Here is a 16,445-nt window from a genome sequence, read left to right as displayed (position 1 = left end):
ACCGGGCTTCGTCGTTTTCAGAATTTTCTGCAAAGGATTGCTCGCCTTCTCCCGATAAGGGCGGGAAGAGGGGTGCGGTGACGGATGGAGCCGCGACATTTCTGGTTCACGAGGGCTTCACGCGCTGGTGACATGGCCAGTAGCCTCGCGCAAAACCTTGCGGCAAGTTTTCAATGTCGCGGAGCCGCAGGGCTGTTGGGCCCTGCTTCGAGGAGCAGACCTTGAGATCACGTACCCGATCACGCCGCCTCGGGGGGCGGTCGACGGCCTTGGGCCTGGCCGTCGCCGGAGGGTGTCTGGCGGCCGCCCTGCCGGCGGCCCCGCACGCGGCGGCCGCCGCCGCGGCGACGACCAGTGCGACGGCTGCCGCGGCCGTCACGACGACCGCCGCCGCGGCCTCCGACAACACGGCGACGGTCTTCTACTACACCAGGACCCGCAACTGGGCCGCGTACAACCTGCATTGGGCTCCCGATGGCGGAAGCTGGACGACCGTCCCCGGCACCGGGATGGAGGCGGCCTGCACCGACTGGGTGAAGAAGACGGTCAGCCTCGGCGCGGCCGCCGGTCTCCAGGCGACCTTCAACAACGGACAGGGCACCTGGGACAACAACGCGGGCAAGAACTATGCCCTGGGAACCGGTGTGATCACGGTCAAGGACGGGGTCGTGGCGCACAGCGATCCCTGCGCCACCGACCCCGGCACCGGTACGGGCACCGGCTCGACCGCCACCGTCTACTACTCGACCACCGCCGTCGGCTGGCCGACCGTGAACCTCCACTGGGCCCCGACCGGCGGCTCCTGGACCACTGTCCCCGGCGTCGGCATGGACCCGGCCTGCGCGGGCTGGGTCAGGAAGACGGTCCCCCTCGGTTCCGCCACCGGACTCGCGGCGACCTTCAACAACGGCAACGGGACCTGGGACAACAACAGCGGCAAGAACTACGCCCTCGGCCCCGGCCTCTCCACGGTGAAGGAGGCCAAGGTCACCGCGAACGCCGCCGACCCCTGCGCCGCCGTCGTCCCCGACACCACCGCGCCCACCGTCCCCGCCCGCGTCCAGGCCGCCGCCACCGACGTGTCCACCGTGGTCACCTGGGACGCGGCCACGGACGACCGGGGCGTGACCGGCTACCAGGTCACCCGTACCGGGGGCGCCGGGGGCACCCTCGTCACCAGCGTCGCCTCCACCGTCCTGAGCGAATCCGGGCTGGAGGAGCGGACCGCCTACACCTACACCGTCAAGGCGGTGGACGCCGCCGGGAACCTCTCCGCCGCGTCCGCCCCGGCCGTCGCCACCACCGGCACCCGGCCCCCGGTGCCCGCCGGTTCCGTACCGCTGGGCGGCGACCCCCGCAAGGACCCGATCTACTTCGTGCTCACCGCCCGCTTCAACGACGGGGACGCCTCCAACAACCGCGGCGGCAGCCAGGACGTGAAATCGGGCAACGCGGCCAACAACGACCCCATGTTCCGTGGGGACTTCAAGGGTCTCGTCGAGAAACTGGACTATGTCAAGGCCCTCGGATTCTCCGCGATCTGGATCACCCCGGTCGTCCTGAACCGCTCCGACTACGACTACCACGGCTATCACGGCTACGACTTCTACAAGGTCGACCCCCGCCTGGAGTCGGCCGGCGCCTCCTACCAGGACCTGATCAACGCGGCGCACGCCAAGGGCATGAAGATCTACCAGGACGTGGTCTACAACCACAGCTCCCGCTGGGGAGCCAAGGGCCTGTTCACCCCCACCGTCTACGGTGTCCGCGACGCGCAGTGGTCCTGGTACTACGACGAGAAGCAGTCCGGCTTCGAGTACGACGGCCTCACCGTCGACCCCAAGAGCGGCAAGTCGTACTACAACGGGGACCTCTGGTCGACCGCCCAGCCGGCAGGCAACACCTGCGTCAACTGGGGCGTGCCCACCGGGAACAAGAGCGCCGAGGGCTACACCGTCTACAACTGCCAGTGGCCCAGCCCCACTTCCGGCATGTTCCCCAAGGCCCTCTACCACCAGTGCTGGATCGGCAACTGGGAGGGTGAGGACGCCCGTTCCTGCTGGATCCACGAGGACCTCGCCGACTTCAACACCGAGAACCCGACCGTTCAGAACTATCTGATCGGCGCCTACGACAAGTACATCGACATGGGGGTCGACGGCTTCCGCATCGACACGGCCGTACACATCCCCCGCGTCACCTGGAACCGGCACTTCCTGCCCGCCATCCAGGCCCGGGTGGCCCAGCAGTTCGGCGCGCAGAAGGCCAACGACTTCTACGTGTTCGGAGAAGTCGGCTCCTTCGTCAACGACAAGTGGAACCGCGGATCGGCCAACCAGTCCGCCCAGTACTACACGTGGAAGGAGTCCGCGACGTACAGCGCGGACGACGCGACCGCCGCCGTCCAGCAGTACACGACCGACAACGACCCGGCCAAGCAGCCGACCAGCACCAACGCCTTCCTCAGCGGCAACCTTTACCGCGCCCCCGACCACAGCATGTTCTCCGGCATGAACGTCATCGACATGCGCATGCACATGAACTTCGGGGACGCGAACAACGCCTTCCAGAACGGCAAGGACTCCGACGACAGTTACAACGACGCCACCTACAACGTCGTCTACGTCGACAGCCACGACTTCGGCCCCGGCAAATCCTCCACCCGCTACGCGGGCGGCACCGACGCCTGGGCCGAGAACATGGCCCTGATGTGGACCTTCCGCGGCATCCCGACCCTGTACTACGGCTCGGAGATCGAGTTCCAGGCCGGAAAGCAGATCGACTGCGGCCCGACCTGCCCGCTCGCCACCACCGGCCGGGCCTACTACGGGGACAGGATCGCGGGATCGGTCACCGCCTCCGACTTCTCCAAGGTCGCCACCGCCTCCGGAGCCGTAGCCGCCACCCTCGAATCGCCCCTGGTCAAGCACCTCCAGCGGCTGAACGAGATCCGTCGGGCCGTCCCGGCGCTCCAGATGGGCCAGTACTCCACCGAGGGCATCTCGGGCGGGATGGCCTTCAAGCGCCGCTACACCGACGCCGCCACCGGCGTGGACAGCTTCGCCCTGGTCGCCGTCACCGGCGGGGCCACGTACACCGGGATCCCCAACGGCACCTACAAGGACGCGGTCACCGGCGACGTGCGGACCGTCACCGACGGCAGGCTTTCCGTGGCCGCTCCCGGCAAGGGGAACCTACGGGTCTACGTGCTGGACCTCGGCGGCCGCAACGCCGCCCCGGGCAAGGTGGGCGCCGCCGGCCCCTACCTGAAGTAGCCCTGCCCCGACCCTTTCATTCGTGCATGCGTTCGATTGGAGCGTTACGCTGGACCCATGCACGCACTCCAGGGCTCGCTCTTCGACCAGGGCGACGAGATCCGGTTCGCCCCCCGCCCGGCTCTGCTCCGCACGGAGCTGGGCGCGGGCGCCTGGGTGGACCACCTGCCGGGCTGGCTGACGGGCGCCGACGCCCTGTTCGAACGACTCGCGGCCGATGTGCCCTGGCATGCCGAGCGCCGGCAGATGTACGAACGCACGGTGGACGTGCCCCGGCTGCTCGCCCACTACGGCGAGGGCGAGCAGCTCCCGCACCCCGCCCTCACCGGGGCGCGCAACGCACTGAGCCGCCACTACGCCGCCGAGCTGGGCGAGCCCTTCGTCACCGCGGGCCTCTGCCTCTACCGCGACGGCCGCGACAGCGTCGCCTGGCACGGCGACCGCACCGGCCGCTCGGCGACCGAGGACACGATGGTCGCGATCCTCTCCGTCGGCGACCCCCGCGACCTGACCCTGCGCCCCCGCGAAGGCGGCCCCACCCTCCTGCGCCTCCCGCTGGGCCACGGCGACCTGGTCGTGATGGGCGGCTCCTGCCAGCGCACCATGGAACACGCCATCCCCAAGACAGCGCGCGCGGTGGGCCCCCGAATCAGCGTCCAGTTCCGCATGCGCGGGGTGCGATGAGGCGGGTGAGGCGGATGGGCGGACGGCGCTACGTCGCGTCGAGTTCCTTCGGGGGGCGGGTCGCCGAGGCTGCTGCGTGCAGGGAGCGCAGTGCCAGGAGCAGGATGCCGATGTCGTCCAGGTAGACCGGGTCCGGGATCAGGTCCACCGGGGAGATCGTGTAGACCACGGCTGCCCAGAACAGGGCCTTGTCGCGCAGCGGGATTCCCGCGTCGCGCAGCAGTTTCCGGGCCGCGAAGACCCGTACGAGCAGTACCGCCGCGGTGACCGCCAGCCCGGCCGCGATCACCGCCGCGACCGCGAGCCAGGCCGTCGTCGCGTCCATCAGACGCCCTGCTCCCGCAGGCGCCGGCTGACCTCGCCGAGCCCGTCCGCGAGCACGTCGAGCTGTTCCGGGGTGAGCACGTCCACCAGTACCTCGCGGACCTTGGCCACGTGCCCCGGAGCGGCCTCCGCCAGTCGGGCGCGGCCCGTCTCGGTGAGGACGGCGTAGACCCCACGGACATCGGAGGGGCAGGTGCGGCGGCGGACCAGGCCGGTCTTCTCCATCTGGGTGACCTGGTAGGTCAGCCCGCTCTTGGAGTTGATCAGCCCGTTGGCGAGCTCCGTCATGCGCAGTTCGCCCTCGGGGGCCCTGGTGAGCCTCACGAGGATCTCGTACTGCGGGTGGGAGAGTCCCGAGTCGTCCTTGAGCTGTTGGTCGAGGCGGCGGTTGACCAGCGCGGAAGCGGCCAGGAAGCCTTCCCAGGCGCGCATCTCGCGGTCGTCCAGCCATCTCGTTTCAGACATGGGATCAGCCTACACGGGTCGTTCCAATTTGAATCAGCGGAGGGTTCGTGGTTAGAGTGCGATGGAGGTTGTTTGAATTTGAACAATCTCCATTCTGTTTTCTGCTTTCTGTTTCCGCTTCCCGCTGCCCGTCCGACCGGAAGGCCTTCATCCCCATGACCAGTACCTCCGTCGCCGCACCGTCCGCCACCGCTCCCGCCGCGCCCGCTGTGCCTGCCGCTCTCTCCACCCCCGGCCACGACGTCGGTCTGCTCCTCCTGCGCCTGGTCCTCGGCCTGACCATGGCCGCCCACGGCACCCAGAAGCTCTTCGGGTGGTTCGGCGGCGGCGGCATCGACGGCACGGGGAAGTTCTTCACCGCCAGCGGATATCCGGCGGGTGACGTCATGGCCGCGGTCGCCGGGCTGACCGAGACCCTCGGCGGCCTCGGCCTCGCCGCCGGTCTGCTCACCCCGCTCGCGGGCGCCGCCGTCGTCGGCACCATGATCAACGCGATTGCCGTCCACGGCGCCGGCTCGTTCTTCGCCCCGCAGGGCGTCGAGTACGAGATCCTGCTCGCCGTCGGCGCCGCCGCCCTCGCGCTCACCGGCCCCGGCCGCTACGCCGTCGACCGCTTCCTGCCCGTCCTGCGCGGCCACCGCCTCGTCCACGGCGCACTCGCCGTCGGCCTCGGCATCGTCATCGCGGGCGCCCTGCTCCTCGTGCGGAGCTAACCCCTTCTGCTGCCCCCGTACCCGCCCTCGCACCTGTACGGGTCGATTGAGTTCGGACATTCGGGGGAAGGGGGCATAAATGACACAACCCATCGAAGACTACGCACTCATCGGCGACCTGATGACCAGTGGACTGGTCGGCCGCGACGGGTCCATCGACTGGCTGTGCCTACCGCGCTTCGACTCGGCCGCCTGCTTCGCCGCTCTCCTCGGCGATCAGGAGAACGGCCACTGGCGCATCGCCCCGGCCGGGGCGCCCGACTCCGCGCGCTGCACCCGCCGGGCCTACGTCGACGGCACGCTCGTCCTGGAGTCCTTCTGGGAGACCGAGGACGGAGCCTCGTTCAAGGTCATCGACTTCATGCCGCAGCGCGACACCGCCCCCGACGTGATGCGGATCGTCGAAGGGCTCGACGGAGTGTCCACCGTGTGCAGCGCCCTGCGCCTGCGCTTCGACTACGGGCGCGTGGTCCCCTGGGTCCGCCGGTGCGAGGGCCACCGCGAAGGCGACCGGGTCGCCGTCGCCGGACCCGACTCCGTATGGCTGCGCAGCGAGCCGCCCGTGCGGACCTGGGGCGAGGGCATGAGCACCCGCTCCGAATTCACGGTCGCCGCCGGGGAACGCGTGGCCTTCGTCCTGACCTGGCATCCCTCGCACGAGGACCGCCCCGAGCCGCTGGACCCGTACGGCGCGCTGGAGCAGAGCATCGTCGACTGGCGGGACTGGTCCTCCCAGTGCCGGTACGAGGGGCCCTACCGGGAGGCCGTGCTCCGCTCCCTGATCACCCTCAAGGCCCTCACCTATGCCCCGACCGGCGGCATCGCCGCCGCCGCGACGACCTCGCTGCCCGAGGAGCTCGGCGGCGTCCGCAACTGGGACTACCGCTACTGCTGGCTCCGCGACTCCACCCTCGCCCTCGGTTCCCTGCTGGCCACCGGCTTCCTCGAAGAGGCCCGCGCATGGCGGGCGTGGCTGCTGCGGGCCATCGCGGGCGACCCCGCAGACCTGCAGATCATGTACGGGATCGCGGGCGAGCGGCGGATCCCGGAGAGCGAGCTGCCGTGGCTGAAGGGGTACGCGGCCTCCGCGCCGGTCCGGGTCGGCAACGCGGCCGTCGACCAGCTCCAGCTCGACGTCTACGGGGAGGTCCTCGACTCCCTGTACCTGGCCAGATCCAACGGACTGCCCGCCGAGTGGCACGCCTGGAAGATCCAGCTCACCCTCCTCGACTTCCTGTCCGAGAACTGGCACCGCCCCGACGAGGGGCTGTGGGAAGTGCGGGGCCCGCGCCGCCACTTCACCCACTCCAAGGTGATGGCCTGGGTGGCCGCCGACCGGGCGGTGCGCACACTGGAGCTCAACCCCGCACTGCCCGGCGACGTGGAACGCTGGCGGACCATGCGGGACGCCGTGCACCGCGACGTGTGCGAGAAGGGCTACGACGCCGAACGGGGCACCTTCACCCAGTACTACGGCTCGCGCGAGCTGGACGCGGCCACCCTCCTCATCCCCCGGGTCGGCTTCCTGCCGCCCGACGACCCCCGGGTGGTCGGCACGGTCGACGCGGTGCGCGCGGAACTCGGCAGCAGCGGGCTCGTCCGCCGCTACAGCACCGAGGGGCCCTCCGTGGACGGGCTTCCCGGCGACGAAGGAGCCTTCCTCGCCTGCTCGTTCTGGCTGGCCGACGCCCTGCACCTGACCGGCCGGGAGAAGGAGGCGCGGGAACTCTTCGCGCGGCTGCTCGCCGTACGCAACGACGTGGGGCTGCTCGCGGAGGAGTACGACGCCGTCGCCGGCCGCCAACTCGGCAACTTCCCGCAGGCGTTCAGCCACGTCGGGTTGGTGAACACGGCGCTCACCCTGGGCGGGGGAGGCGTGACGCCGGGCTGACGGCGGGCCACCGGTCGGCTCAGCCCGAGCGCAGCGCCTCCGTCAGACGGCCGCGCAACCTCGCGAACTCGGGGGAGGCGCGCAGCCCCGGGACGTCCGTGTCCGGGGCGCGGGGCAGCGGCACCGGAAGGTCCTCCACCACCCGGCCCGGTCCCGCCGCCATCACCAGGACGCGGGATCCCAGCAGCACCGCCTCCTCCACGGAGTGCGTCACGAACAGCACCGTCGTGCCGAACCGCCCGGCCAGGGAACGGACCTCCTCCTGGAGGTGCTCCCGGGTCAGCGCGTCCAGGGCGGCGAACGGCTCGTCCATCAGGAGCAGTTCGGGCTCCGAAGCCAGGGCCCGGGCCAGCGCCACCCGCTGCTGCTGGCCGCCCGACAGCTCCCAGGTGCGCCGCCCGGCCATGCCGGGCAGCCCCACCTGCTCCAGCAGCTCGGTGACCCGTCCCCGCCGCCGGGACCGGGGCACCCCGTGCCGGGCCAGCGCGAAGCCGATGTTCCCGCCGACGGTGCGCCACGGGAACAGCCTCGGCTGCTGGAACACCACCCCCGCGCCCCGCCCGGGGCGCGGGGCCGCGCCCCGGACCAGGGCGCTGCCCGAGGCCGGGCGGGCGAAGCCCGCGATCACCCGCAGCAGGGTGGTCTTGCCGCACCCGGAGGGGCCGACCAGGACGACGAACTCGCCTGCGCGGACCCGTAGGTCCACCGCGTCGAGGACCGTCACGGGCTGCTTCGCCGAGCCGTAGCGGACCGACACCCCGGAGAGCTCGACGGCGTCCTCAGTTCGCGGCACGGCCGAGCTCCTCCACCGCGAGGGCCCGGCCGAAGGCGGCCTGGTCCGGAACGGAGTCCACCTTCTTCTGTTCCTTCAGGAAGACGGCCGCGTCGTGCAGGGTCGCCGCCAGCTTGCCGGGGGCGCCGGGCGTACCCAGGTACTCGGGGCCGGTCTGCTCCTTCGCGCTCAGCAGCACCAGCTCGGACAGCTGCCGCTTCGCCTCGTCCGGCTGCAGCCCGAGCTCCGCCCCGATGGACTTCGCGGCCTGGTCGGGGGCGGTGCGGGCCTGCCCGACGGCCTGGTCCTGGGCCTTGATCCACGCGGTGACCACTTCGGGGTGCTTGGTCGCGAAGGCGTTCGTCACCACGCCCAGGTCGGCGGTGGGCTTTCCCTGCTCCGCGAGCTGTCGGCTGGTGATCAGCACCTTGCCGTCCTTGGTCAGCTCGCTCAGAGTCGGCGTCCACACGTAGGCCGCGTCGATGTCCCCGCGCTTCCAGGCGGCGAGAGTGTCCTGCGGCTGCAGGTCGATGGTCTGCACGGCCGCCGGGTCCACCCCGGCCGCCCTCAGCGCGGCGAGCAGCGAGTAGTGGGAGGTGGACCCGAACGGGGTGGCCACCTTCTTTCCGGCCAGGTCCTTGACCGAGCCGATCCCCGGCTTGGCCACCAGGGCCTCGTTGTCGCCGATCAGGTCGTGGATCCAGACCACCTTGTACGGGATGTTCAGCGGGGCCGACAGCCCCTTGGTGACCGGACTCGACCCGGCCAGGCCCAGGTCCACCGAGCCCGCGATCACAGCCGTGTTGACGTCGCCGCCGGACTCGAACTTCACCCACTTCACGTCGGCGTCGGGCAGGGCCTTCTCCAGCAGCCGCTGGTTCTTCACGATCAGGTCGGCGTTGGGTATCGACTGGTAGGCGATCCGTACGGTGGTCCGTCCCGATCCGGCGGCGGCCTTGTCCCCGTCCGCCCCGCAGGCGGCGGTGGTGGAGGCGGTCAGGGCGACGGCGGCGGCCAGCAGCAGGGCGCGGCGGGCGACGGTTCCGGGCATGGTGGAACTCCATTGATGAGGAAGGCGGGTGTGGGGAAAGCGGGTGGGTCCGGGGGTCCCGGGGTCAGGTGCGGCCGCGCCAGGGGACGGTGAGATGCTCGATCCCCCGGAGCAGGGCGTCGAGCACGATCCCGGACAGTCCGATGGCGAGGATGCCGGCGATCACCAGGGCCGTCTGGTTGTAGCGCTGGGCATCGCGGATCATGCCGCCGATGCCGGGGACGCCGTTGATGGTCTCCGCCGCCACCACGGAGGTGTAGGCGACCCCGACGGCGATCCGGATGCCGGTGAGGATCTCGGGCAGGGCGCTCGGCAGGCGTACCGACAGCAGCAGGGACACCGGTCCGGAGCCCAGGGCCCGTGCCGCTTCGACGAGTTGGTCCGGCACCGTCCGCACGGCCGCCGCGGTGGCCGCGGCGACCGGCGGCAGGGCGGCGATCACCAGGAGCCAGATCTTCGGGGCCTCGTCGATGCCGAACCAGATGACGAGCAACGAGAGGTACGCGAGCGGCGGCAGGGTGCGCAGGAAGGTGACGGCCGGCTCCAGCACCACCGCCAGCGGGCGGACGGTGCCGATCAGCAGGCCCAGCGGAACCCCGGCCAGCACCGCGTACCCGGAGCCGGTGCCGATGCGGCCCAGGCTCACCCCCAGGTGCTCGATCAGGAAGTGGCCGCCGTAGCCGCGTACGCCCTCGTGGGTGGTGGAAGCCAGCAGGAACTGCCGCCACACCTCGCCCGGCGAGGGGACCAGCACTCGGGGCCACACCTCGGCGGCCACCACGGCCTGCCACGCGGCGAGCAGAACGGCCAGGGCGACGATGCGCAGAGCGCTCCAGCGCAGCGCCTCCCGGATCCGCTCGCGGGACTCCGATCCGCCCTCGGACGCAAGGGGTTGGGGCCGGGCGGAGACCTCGGCGGGGGTGGCGGGCTCGGTGGGTTCGGCGGGTTCGGCCGCCGTGGTGAGCGTGGTCACGCGGCCGCCGCCCCGGTCAGGGCACGCAGGCGCGGGGCGACCTCTTCGCCCACCCGGTAGGCCTCTTCGAGGTGCGGGTAGCCGGAGAGGATGAACTCGTCGATGCCCAGCGCCCGGTACTCCGCCAGCCGCGAGGCGACCTCGTCGTGCGAGCCGACGAGGGCCGTGCCCGCCCCCTCGCGGACCAGCCCGATGCCCGCCCACAGGTTCGGCGCCACCGTCAGCCGTTCGGCGTCGGCGACCCCGCCGTGCAGGGCGGCCATCCGGGCCTGACCGGTGGAGTCCATCGCGGCGAACCGCTGCTGAGTGGCCAGGACCGCCGCCGGATCCAGCCCGGCGAGGATCCGGTCGGCCTCGGCCCATGCCTCGGCGGCGGTGTCCCGGCTGATGACGTGCAGCCGCAGCCCGAAGCGGACCGTGCGGCCGGCCGACTGGGCCCGGACGCGCAGCCGGGCGATGCGCTCGGCGACGTCCGACGGGGGCTCGCCCCACAGCAGTTGTACGTCGGCCCGCCGGGCGGCGACCTCCTCGGCGGCGGGCGAGGCTCCGCCGAAGTACAGCGGGATCGGGTGGCTCAGGTCCGGATCCGTGAGGCGGGCGCCTTCGATGCGAAGGTGGGTTCCGTGGTGGTTCACGGGCTTTCCGTCCAGGAGGTCCCGCAGCACCGCCATCACCTCATCGGTGCGGGCGTAGCGTTCGTCGTGCGCCAGCTGGTCCCCGTAGGCGCGCTGTTCGGCGGGATCGCCGCCGCTCACCACGTTCAGCCCGAGTCGGCCGCCCGCGAACCGGCGGAAGGCGTCGGCCTGTTGGGCGATCAGGGTGGGGCTCGCGAAGCCCGCGCGGAACGCCACGAGGAATCCGATCCGTGTGGTGTGCTGCGCGAGTGCGGACGTCAGGATCCACGGATCGACGCAGCCGAGCCCCACCGGCGTCAACAGCGAGTGGAATCCGGCCTGTTCGGCGGCGCGCGCCACCTGGGCGAGATACGGCACGTCGGCGGGCCGGCGAGTGGCGTTGCCGCTGCGTCCCTGGACGGCCGTGACACCGCCGGGGTCACGGCCGTCCCCGCCGGTCGGCAGGAACCAGTGGAGCAGGAGCGGGTTCTCGGGCATGGCGAAACCTCGTCGGAGCAGCGCGACGCGGACCACCGCGCGGGAGGGGCGTGAGGTGGCACGTGTACACGGGAGTGCGGACAGGAGAGCGGAAGTCCGCGCGACCGGAGGCGTGGCGAAGGGACGGCCGTGAGGCCGGGATCGAAGCCGTGGCTAAGGGCGCGGATTCATCCGTACGGGGTCAGAAGCGGCGGATCGGAGGATCAACAGCCGTGCGTACGGGAGGTGGAGGCCCGACAGAGCATGGTCGACACACGCAGCAGATCTACGTGTCGACGCGATACGAGTACGGGGGCCATGGGGTGCATCCTGTCGGTGTCCGAGGGTGTCCACAAGCGGAGTCCGGATGTTGGACGAAATCATCCCGGATTTCGGTCGTTAGTGGGTTGGGCGGACCGTGGCCACCGGCCCAGGGGCTACCGGCTGCGGTTGAACGGGAGGCGGCCGAGGACCACCGCCATTCCGCAGGTGTCCGTGAGGGCGGAGAACACCAGTCCGCCCGCGATGGCGGCGCTGAGCAGCTCGAACGCAGGGTGCACCAGCAGGCCGAGGAGCAGCCCGAGGAGGACGAGCGAGCCGGCGGACAACCGGACCTGCCGCTCCATGGCCCAGACCCGCCGGGGACCCGTGGCGGGGTAGTCGAGCGGGTGCCCCTGCGCCGACCAGGAGCTGGTGCCGCCGGTCAGGCTGGTGGCGGGGATGCCGTGCCCGGCGAGGGTACGGGCGGCGTTCTGCGAGCGGGTGCCCGAGGCGCAGACCAGGAGGATCTCCTTGTCCTGGGCGAGCCGGCGCAGCTCGGGCAGGGAGCGGGCGATCCGGTCGAGCGGGATGTTCCGCGCGTCGGGCAGGTGGCCGGAGGCGTACTCGCCCGGGGTGCGGACGTCGACGATGACGAACTCGTCGTGGCGGGCGTGGGCCTGGCTGACGTCGAGGAGGGCGGGGTTGCTGCTCATGGCGGACGGGCTCCTTCGAGGGGTGAGGGGGCGCCGGGCGCGGATCCGTAAACGGGTACGGGTCCGCAGGCGGGTACGGGTGCACGGCGGTGCGGGAATGCGCAGGAGGTGCGGGTTCGGACGGCTTCGCGGGCGGACACCGGTGCGGTACGGCGTCGGGTGCGGGGCGGGAGCGGGCCGGGGCAGGCAGGCGTCAGCGGGGACAACAGGAGCGCGACAGGAGGCGCTGGGTGACGGCCATGGCGCGGAGCATAGACGACGGGGCGTGGTGAGCGGGACGCCCGTTCCGCCATTCGGGACGCAGCGGACCTGACCGGCAAGATCCGGCAGGGGTGACAGGGGTGGCCTAGCCGTGGGTCCCGGTCCCGCTCGCGGTCCGGGCCGCCTCGCGGCGCCGCAGCAGCTCGCCGGTGGCCGCGTCGGCGGGCAGGAACGCCTCCAGGTGCAGCTCGGCCAGGGTCACGTCCACGGCCGTGGCGAAGGACGTCAGCGTGGTCAGCAGGCGCAGCTCCCCGTCGGCGGAGCGCAGCCGCAGCGGCACGGCGAAGCCCAGGTGTTCGGACGGCGCCGGGGTGGCGGTGGGCAGGTAGCCGGTCAACTCCACGATCAACGCGTCGAGGTCGGCATCGGGGTGGGCCGTCGCGCGGGCCCGTAGGCTCTCGGTGATGTGCCGGCCCCACGCCGCCAGGTTCACCACGCGCGGGCCCATGCCCTGCGGATGCAGGGCCAGCCTCAGCACGTTCACGGGCGGTGCCAGCAGGTGCGCGGCCGAACCTTCGGCGAGGACGTCGAACGCGGCGTTCGCCAGGACGAGTTCCCCGCGCGGCCCGGCCACCACCGCCGGATACGGCAGGTGCCCGGTCAGGATGGACCGCAGCGCCTGCATGGCGGGCTCGATGCTCTCCGCGTCCCGCGCCGACTCGGCGTACACGGGTGCGTAACCGGCGCTGAGGAGCAGGGAGTTGCGTTCGCGCAGAGTGAGTCCCAGTGACTCGGCCAGACGCACCACCATCTCCCGCCCCGGCACCGAGCGGCCGTTCTCGATGAAGCTGAGGTGGCGCTGCGTGGTTCCGGCGAGGGTGGCCAGCTCCAGCTGGCTCATCCGCCGCAGCGACCGGCGCCGGCGCATCTCGCGGGCGAACGGGGACGGCGCGGCAGCGGCGGTCGTGGCGGTGGCGGCAGAGGTGGCAGCGGCAGCGGTGGCAGCAGTGGTGGCCATGAAGCCTTTCTAGCCGCCGCCCCGGCGGAGTTCTCCATTCCCCGGAGGGAATTGCCGCCCGTGTCCCGGCGCCGGAGCATCGGGGTCATCGGATGCGAGGCGAAGACCGGCCCGGAGGCAGAGATGCGTGCGTACCACCTGGAGACATTGGGCTCGATCGAGGGGATCGTGCTGCGGGACGGCGGCGGCCCGCGCCGCCCCGCCCCCGCCGGGCCGACCGGGATCGTGGTCCGGCTCCGGGCCGCCTCCCTCAACAAGCGCGACCTGCTGATCCTGCACGGGCGCTACCCGCTGTCCGCCGCGCCCGGGGTGGTCCCGCTGAGCGACGGCGCGGGCGAGGTGGTCGCCGTCGGGGATGCGGTGACCCGGTTCGCTATCGGGGACCGGGTGTCCTGCGCCTACTTCCCGCACTGGCGGGACGGCCGGATCACCCCCGAGCTCGTCGGCCAGCCCGGCTGCACCTTCGACGGGATGCTCGCGGAGTACGCCGTGCTCGACGAGCAGTGGGCGGTGCGCGTCCCGGACCACCTGACGTGGGAGGAGGCGGCGACCCTGCCGTGCGCGGCGGTCACCGCCTGGAACGCGCTGACCGGTGGGGAGGGCGGAGCGCCGACGGCCGGGCAGAGCGTACTGACCCTGGGCACCGGCCCGGTGGCGCTCTTCGCGGTGCAGTTCGCCAAGCTGCTGGGCTGCCGGGTCGTCTCGACGACTTCCAGTGAGGAGAAGGCGGACCGCCTGAAGGCGCTGGGGGCCGACGCGGTCGTGAACTACGTACGGACCCCGCAGTGGGGAGCCGAAGTACGGGAGCTGACCGGCGGCGCGGGCGCCGAGCTGGTGGTGGAGACGGGCGGGCCCGACACCATCGAGCAGTCGGTCCGGGCCGCTTCGCTCTACGGGCAGATCGCCCTGCTGATCACGGCCAGTGCCAAGCGGTCCGGGATCGAGATCTCGCACGCCGCGTACGCGTCGAGCCTGGCGACGATCCGCCGGGTGTTCGTCGGCAGCCGGACCCAGTTCGAGTCGATGAACGCGGCGATCACCGCGCACGGGCTGCGCCCGCTGATCGACCGGGTGCACCCCTTCGAGGAGGCACGGGAGGCCTACCGCGGCTACGCGCGGGACGCCCCGTTCGGCAAGGTGGTCATCCGGATCGGGGAGTGACCCCCGCAACGGGGGAGGAAGAGGGCCGGGTGCGGAGCCGACGGGATTCGAACCCGCGGGGCCGGTGGGCGGGTCCGCCGCCGGGCCGCTAGTCGGCGGTGCCGGGGACCCCCGGCACCGCCGATCGCAATGGACCGCTCTGCCACGGCCCCGCACCCTGTGGGACCGCGCGGTCCCGTTGTCGTGGGACCTTACAGAGCCGCCACCGTGGCCGCAGCCGGGTTTTCGCCCGCCGGGGTCAGGCCGGCCGTGTCCGCGTCGGCCGGGTTCTCGTCGTCCTCGGGGATGCTGACCAGCCAGCGGGTGTCCTTGCGCGGCCGCAGGTACAGCGCCCAGTAGAGCGTCGCGAAGGCGGTGATCCCGCCGGTCCACAGCAGGTACTGGGTCTCCTGCTGGGTCAGGATGTACGCGAACACCAGGATCAGCAGGATCGGCACGGCCGGCCACAGCGGCATCCGCCAGGCGGACCGCTCGCGGTGCGCCCCGCGCCGGCTGGCCAGCGCGGCCACCGCGACCAGCAGGTACATGCCGGTCACCGAGACGCCGGTGACGCCGTAGAGGGTGTCGAGGTTGACGAAGCACATCAGCGCACCCGGGACGCCGACGAGCAGGGTGGCCACCCACGGGGAACCGAACCGGCCGAGGCGCGAGAGCGCGGCGTTGACGGGGGCGGGCCAGGCCTTGTCGCGGGCGGAGGCGAACAGCACGCGGGAGTTCTGGATGACCATGACGATGCCGGCGTTGACGATGGCGAGGGCCACGCAGAGGCTGACGAAGGTGCCGACGGCCGAGTTGGACCAGGCGGTGACCATCGCGCCGATGTCGCCGGAGGCCAGCGTCTCCAGGTCGGGGGCGCCCATGGTGATGGCGATGACCGGGACCAGGATGACGGCGGTGGAGATGGCGAGGGTGGCGAGCACGGTCTTGGGCACGTTGCGGCGCGGGTTCTCCAGCTCCTCGGAGAGGTAGACGGCCGTCGAGAAGCCCTGGGTGATGAACAGGGCGATGGCGAGGCCGGAGACGACCATCATCGCGGTGACGGTCGAGGTGCCGCCGCCTTCCACGGCCACGGAGCCGTGCACGAGGGCGCCGGCGCCCCGCTCGCTGTGGGCGAAGCCCAGTACGGCGACGAGCGCGGCGGCCACGACCTCCAGGACCAGGAAGATGCCGGTGATCCAGGCGTTCGCCCGCAGGTCGAGGAGACCGGCGAGGGTGGCGAGCAGCATCACGCCGGCACCGGCGGCCGGAGCCGGGATGTCGACCAGCGGGGAGAGGTAGTCGGCGGTGCCCATGGCTATCACGGGCGGCACGATCATCACGACCAGGAGGGACAGCACGAACACCAGCCAGCCGGCGAGCCGGCCCGACATGGTGGAGACCATCGCGTACTCACCGCCGGCGCTGGGGATGAGGGTGCCCAGCTCCGAGTAGCAGAACGCCACGCCGATGCACAGCAGCGAGCCGATGGCGATGGTGAGCGCGGTCCACGTGCCGAGGCTGGAGAACAGGTCGGGCACGACGACGAAGAGGGTCGACGCGGGCGTCACGCAGGAGAGCGTGAGCAGTGTGCCACCGACGACGCCGATGGAACGCTTGAGCTTCTGCGGGACGGGCCCGGTGGCGGGGGCGAGGGCCTGAGGGGCGCTGATCGTGTCAGACATCGTGCGGTGTTCCGATCGGCAGATGCGGTGAGTGAGCGCGGGAGCGGTATCGCCTCCGAGGCGGTGGTGAGCATCAGGTGTTTCGGTGGCTCCCGGGCCGTCATGCAATCTCCACGAGATCCGCAGGTCAAGAGCTGTTCACATACGGATTCCATCGTCTGGGTGGCGGTAGCGTGACCTATTCGGCGTTA

General features: G+C 71.6%; 14 protein-coding genes. 5 read left to right on the top strand and 9 right to left on the bottom strand.

Going from position 1 to position 16,445, the window contains the following annotated elements; translation table 11 throughout:
- The first annotated feature begins 173 nt into the window (after positions 1-173).
- Together AC3IYJ_RS05310 and AC3IYJ_RS05305 are read left to right on the top strand one after the other, a co-directional pair.
- Positions 174-3,275: a carbohydrate binding domain-containing protein gene (locus AC3IYJ_RS05310; protein ID WP_489400185.1), complete on the top strand. Its 3,102-nt coding sequence runs from the start codon at positions 174-176 to the stop codon at positions 3,273-3,275.
- A gap of 57 nt (positions 3,276-3,332) precedes the next feature.
- Positions 3,333-3,959 carry an alpha-ketoglutarate-dependent dioxygenase AlkB gene (locus AC3IYJ_RS05305; RefSeq protein WP_489400184.1) on the top strand — a complete coding sequence of 209 codons (627 nt, stop codon included), beginning with the start codon at positions 3,333-3,335 and terminating at the stop codon, positions 3,957-3,959.
- Between the two features lie 28 nt (positions 3,960-3,987).
- Here the strand turns inward: AC3IYJ_RS05305 and AC3IYJ_RS05300 are convergent, their stop codons facing one another.
- Together AC3IYJ_RS05300 and AC3IYJ_RS05295 are read right to left on the bottom strand one after the other, a co-directional pair.
- Positions 3,988-4,284 (bottom strand): YkvA family protein, encoded by a 297-nt coding sequence (locus AC3IYJ_RS05300; RefSeq protein ID WP_489400183.1) that lies wholly within the window; start codon positions 4,282-4,284, stop codon positions 3,988-3,990.
- A complete protein-coding gene (locus AC3IYJ_RS05295; RefSeq protein ID WP_489400182.1) occupies positions 4,284-4,748 on the bottom strand; it encodes a MarR family winged helix-turn-helix transcriptional regulator in 465 nt (154 codons plus the stop codon). Before AC3IYJ_RS05295 ends, AC3IYJ_RS05300 begins: the two co-directional genes overlap by 1 nt.
- Before the next feature lie 155 nt (positions 4,749-4,903).
- Between AC3IYJ_RS05295 and AC3IYJ_RS05290 the strand changes: the two genes are divergently transcribed.
- Entirely contained in the window at positions 4,904-5,461 is a 558-nt protein-coding gene (locus AC3IYJ_RS05290; protein WP_489400181.1) for a DoxX family protein, read from the top strand.
- Positions 5,462-5,540: 79 nt separating this feature from the next.
- On the top strand, positions 5,541-7,352 hold the full coding sequence (locus tag AC3IYJ_RS05285) for a glycoside hydrolase family 15 protein (RefSeq protein ID WP_489400180.1): 1,812 nt from the start codon (positions 5,541-5,543) through the stop codon (positions 7,350-7,352).
- A 19-nt stretch (positions 7,353-7,371) separates the two neighbouring features.
- On the opposite strand, the gene AC3IYJ_RS05280 is transcribed toward AC3IYJ_RS05285, so the two are convergent.
- The 6 genes from AC3IYJ_RS05280 to AC3IYJ_RS05255 form a co-directional block, all read right to left on the bottom strand.
- The gene (locus AC3IYJ_RS05280; protein WP_489400179.1) at positions 7,372-8,145 is read right to left on the bottom strand and encodes an ABC transporter ATP-binding protein; all 774 of its coding nucleotides are present in this window, start codon (positions 8,143-8,145) and stop codon (positions 7,372-7,374) included.
- Positions 8,132-9,175 (bottom strand): taurine ABC transporter substrate-binding protein, encoded by a 1,044-nt coding sequence (locus tag AC3IYJ_RS05275; protein ID WP_489400178.1) that lies wholly within the window; start codon positions 9,173-9,175, stop codon positions 8,132-8,134. Before AC3IYJ_RS05275 ends, AC3IYJ_RS05280 begins: the two co-directional genes overlap by 14 nt.
- Positions 9,176-9,239: 64 nt before the next feature.
- The gene (locus tag AC3IYJ_RS05270) at positions 9,240-10,148 is read right to left on the bottom strand and encodes an ABC transporter permease (protein WP_489400177.1); all 909 of its coding nucleotides are present in this window, start codon (positions 10,146-10,148) and stop codon (positions 9,240-9,242) included.
- A complete protein-coding gene (locus AC3IYJ_RS05265; protein WP_489400176.1) occupies positions 10,145-11,260 on the bottom strand; it encodes an LLM class flavin-dependent oxidoreductase in 1,116 nt (371 codons plus the stop codon). The genes AC3IYJ_RS05270 and AC3IYJ_RS05265 overlap by 4 nt, the downstream gene beginning before the upstream one ends.
- Positions 11,261-11,676: 416 nt before the next feature.
- Positions 11,677-12,213 carry a rhodanese-like domain-containing protein gene (locus tag AC3IYJ_RS05260; protein WP_489400175.1) on the bottom strand — a complete coding sequence of 179 codons (537 nt, stop codon included), beginning with the start codon at positions 12,211-12,213 and terminating at the stop codon, positions 11,677-11,679.
- Positions 12,214-12,559: 346 nt separating this feature from the next.
- On the bottom strand, positions 12,560-13,342 hold the full coding sequence (locus tag AC3IYJ_RS05255) for a helix-turn-helix domain-containing protein (protein WP_489402694.1): 783 nt from the start codon (positions 13,340-13,342) through the stop codon (positions 12,560-12,562).
- Between the two features lie 213 nt (positions 13,343-13,555).
- On the opposite strand from AC3IYJ_RS05255, the gene AC3IYJ_RS05250 reads away from it, so the two are divergent.
- Entirely contained in the window at positions 13,556-14,593 is a 1,038-nt protein-coding gene (locus tag AC3IYJ_RS05250; RefSeq protein ID WP_489400174.1) for a zinc-dependent alcohol dehydrogenase family protein, read from the top strand.
- Between the two features lie 191 nt (positions 14,594-14,784).
- Here AC3IYJ_RS05250 and AC3IYJ_RS05245 read toward each other — a convergent pair whose 3' ends face one another.
- Positions 14,785-16,254, bottom strand: coding sequence for an APC family permease (locus AC3IYJ_RS05245; RefSeq protein ID WP_489400173.1), 1,470 nt, complete (start codon positions 16,252-16,254; stop codon positions 14,785-14,787).
- Positions 16,255-16,445: the final 191 nt, after the last annotated feature.

Source organism: Streptomyces sp. GL_140 (assembly GCF_057834465.1).
The sequence above is the reverse complement of the archived record's forward strand: the minus strand, read 5'-3'. Positions and strand labels throughout refer to the sequence as shown.

What these genes read in the sequence shown, in the direction of transcription:
- AC3IYJ_RS05310 (WP_489400185.1), top strand. Translation starts at nt 174, where the DNA reads ATGTCGCGGAGCCGCAGGGCTGTTGGGCCCTGCTTCGAGGAGCAGACC.
- AC3IYJ_RS05305 (WP_489400184.1), top strand. Translation starts at nt 3,333, where the DNA reads ATGCACGCACTCCAGGGCTCGCTCTTCGACCAGGGCGACGAGATCCGG.
- AC3IYJ_RS05300 (WP_489400183.1), bottom strand. Translation starts at nt 4,284, where the DNA reads ATGGACGCGACGACGGCCTGGCTCGCGGTCGCGGCGGTGATCGCGGCC.
- AC3IYJ_RS05295 (WP_489400182.1), bottom strand. Translation starts at nt 4,748, where the DNA reads ATGTCTGAAACGAGATGGCTGGACGACCGCGAGATGCGCGCCTGGGAA.
- AC3IYJ_RS05290 (WP_489400181.1), top strand. Translation starts at nt 4,904, where the DNA reads ATGACCAGTACCTCCGTCGCCGCACCGTCCGCCACCGCTCCCGCCGCG.
- AC3IYJ_RS05285 (WP_489400180.1), top strand. Translation starts at nt 5,541, where the DNA reads ATGACACAACCCATCGAAGACTACGCACTCATCGGCGACCTGATGACC.
- AC3IYJ_RS05275 (WP_489400178.1), bottom strand. Translation starts at nt 9,175, where the DNA reads ATGCCCGGAACCGTCGCCCGCCGCGCCCTGCTGCTGGCCGCCGCCGTC.
- AC3IYJ_RS05265 (WP_489400176.1), bottom strand. Translation starts at nt 11,260, where the DNA reads ATGCCCGAGAACCCGCTCCTGCTCCACTGGTTCCTGCCGACCGGCGGG.
- AC3IYJ_RS05260 (WP_489400175.1), bottom strand. Translation starts at nt 12,213, where the DNA reads ATGAGCAGCAACCCCGCCCTCCTCGACGTCAGCCAGGCCCACGCCCGC.
- AC3IYJ_RS05255 (WP_489402694.1), bottom strand. Translation starts at nt 13,342, where the DNA reads ATGCGCCGGCGCCGGTCGCTGCGGCGGATGAGCCAGCTGGAGCTGGCC.
- AC3IYJ_RS05250 (WP_489400174.1), top strand. Translation starts at nt 13,556, where the DNA reads ATGCGTGCGTACCACCTGGAGACATTGGGCTCGATCGAGGGGATCGTG.
- AC3IYJ_RS05245 (WP_489400173.1), bottom strand. Translation starts at nt 16,254, where the DNA reads ATGTCTGACACGATCAGCGCCCCTCAGGCCCTCGCCCCCGCCACCGGG.